This window comes from Thermomonas sp., assembly GCF_025993755.1.
Classification (GTDB): Bacteria; Pseudomonadota; Gammaproteobacteria; order Xanthomonadales; family Xanthomonadaceae; genus Thermomonas.
Genome location: NZ_JAMQHN010000186.1, coordinates 1 through 2,154, shown reverse-complemented (window position 1 = coordinate 2,154; position 2,154 = coordinate 1). Strand labels below are relative to the sequence as shown.

Annotated in this window: 2 protein-coding genes and 1 pseudogene; all 3 read left to right on the top strand. The window is 69.0% G+C overall.

Annotated features, from left to right (window positions below; genetic code table 11):
• Window positions 1-225 precede the first annotated feature (225 nt).
• Window positions 226-927, top strand: a complete 702-nt coding sequence (locus Q0X16_RS12995) for an alpha/beta hydrolase (RefSeq protein WP_297835226.1) — start codon at window positions 226-228, stop codon at window positions 925-927.
• A gap of 78 nt (window positions 928-1,005) precedes the next feature.
• The gene (locus Q0X16_RS12990; RefSeq protein WP_297829876.1) at window positions 1,006-1,752 is read left to right on the top strand and encodes a LytTR family DNA-binding domain-containing protein; all 747 of its coding nucleotides are present in this window, start codon (window positions 1,006-1,008) and stop codon (window positions 1,750-1,752) included.
• Between the two features lie 301 nt (window positions 1,753-2,053).
• A pseudogene (locus Q0X16_RS12985) lies at window positions 2,054-2,154 on the top strand (hydroxymethylbilane synthase); the annotation flags it as partial.

Here is a 2,154-nt window from a genome sequence, read left to right as displayed (position 1 = left end):
ACGGCGTCCACGCCGAACATGAACGGCGACACCCAGAGGGCGGCACAGAACGCGGCAGTCAGCAGGTCGGGAACGATGCCGACGAAACGGCCGACCGCGGGCGATTGGGAAACGGCGTCCATGGCCCGAGTATGCCCGCCAGCCTCAGGTTCCGGAATTGCGTCGGCGCCATTCCGGAATCAATCAGCCGCATGCCGCCGCATCGACCGCCGTTAGAATGTCCGGATGAACAACGCGCCCACTTTGCTGGACACCGTCGAACACGAAACCGGCCCTGATCCGCAGTGGTGCGTACTGTGGCTGCACGGGCTCGGGGCGGACGGCCACGACTTCGCGCCGATCGTGCCGGAACTGGTGCGCCGCGACTGGCCGGCGCTGCGCTTCGTGTTCCCGCACGCGCCGGCGCGCGCGGTGACGATCAACGGCGGGGCGCGGATGCGGGCGTGGTACGACATCCGCTCGTTCGACCCCGGCGATCTGGCCCATCGCGCCGATCTGGACGGCGTCGATGCGTCTGTGGCGCAGGTCGAAGCCCTGATCGAACGCGAGGGCACGCGCGGGATTCCGCCGCAGCGCGTGCTGCTGGCCGGCTTCTCGCAGGGCGGTGCGGTGACGCTGGCCGCCGGCATCGCCCGCGCGCAGCCGCTGGCCGGACTGATCGCGCTGTCCACCTACCTGCCGCTGTCGCCAGAACGCGCAAGGCAGCGGCTGCAGCCGGCCGCCACCGCGCAGCCGCTGTTCATGGCCCACGGCAGCTTCGATCCGGTGGTACCGATCGCCGCAGGCGACGCCAGCGCCAAGGCCATGCAGGCGCTCGGCTTCCAGGTGCAGTGGCAGCACTACCCGATGCAGCACCAGGTCTGCGCCGAGGAGATCGCGCAACTGGGCGACTGGATCGGCGCACGCTTTGCTGCGCCAATGGGGTGATGCCAGCGCAGTGCGGTGACCGCCTTCACCGGCTACCATCGCAGGCAGATGCCGTTTCGAAGGCGGGGAGGCCAAGCGATGGATGCAGCGCCGTTGCGCGTCCTGATCGTCGATGACGAACCGCTGGCGCGCGCGCGCCTGCGCGCCCTGCTGGATGCGCAGGAAGGCGTCGAAGTCGTCGGCGAGGCGGGCGACGGCGTGGCGGCGCTGGACGCCAGCGGGGACGACCCGGCCGATCTGGTGCTGCTGGACATCGCCATGCCCGGGATCGACGGGCTGGAAACCGCCCGCCGGCTGGCCGCGCTGGATCCTCCTCCGGCGGTGGTGTTCTGCACCGCCTACGACGCCCACGCGCTGTCGGCGTTCGAGGCGCAGGCGATCGACTACCTCGTCAAGCCGGTGCGCGCCGAACGCCTCAAGGCCGCGCTGGACAAGGCCCGCACCTATCTTGCCGGGCGCGAGCGCGGGGCCGGCGCGGCGCCGGTGCCGAACGCCAGAACCCATCTCTCGGCGCGCCTGCGCGGCAGCCTGCGGTTGATTCCGATCGAGGACATCCGCTATCTCCAGGCCGACGAGAAATACGTCGTCGTCCACCACGCGCGCGGCGAGGACCTGATCGAGGAATCGCTGAAGTCGCTGGAAACGGAGTTCCCGGATCGCTTCGTGCGCATCCATCGCAACTGCCTAGTGGCGCGCGAGGACATCATGGAACTGCGGCGCTCGCCCGAAGGGACGGTGCACGCGGTGCTGCGCGATGTCGCGACGCCCTTGGAAATCAGCCGCCGCTGCCTGACCCAGCTGCGCGAGATGCTGAAGCATTTGTAGTCTTCGATGACGGCCTGCCGGCTTCGGGACGCTGCACGGCTCAGACATACTGAAGCCGCATTGCGCATCGCAAGAACTCCCGCAGCAGTCCATCCCGGCCTCAGGGGGTCGAGCGCGCCATGGATGCGCGCGGCCGCGCATCGCAGCCGGACGCGGAGTCTGCGCGGCGACTCACTGAGGCCGGGATGGACTGCCTTCGGGGTACTGCGGTTGCCGCTGTGCTTCCTGCAATGATTTCCTTGCGGTTGCGCCATCGCCATGTGCCCAGCCGTCTTCATGCAAGGCAAGCGATAATGCCGGCATGACCACGCTGCGCATCGCCACCCGCAAAAGCCAACTCGCCTTGTGGCAGACCGAACACGTGGCCGACCGTCTGCGCGTTGCACACCCGGGGTTGCAGGT

What these genes read in the sequence shown, in the direction of transcription:
- Q0X16_RS12995 (WP_297835226.1), top strand. Translation starts at nt 226, where the DNA reads ATGAACAACGCGCCCACTTTGCTGGACACCGTCGAACACGAAACCGGC.
- Q0X16_RS12990 (WP_297829876.1), top strand. Translation starts at nt 1,006, where the DNA reads ATGGATGCAGCGCCGTTGCGCGTCCTGATCGTCGATGACGAACCGCTG.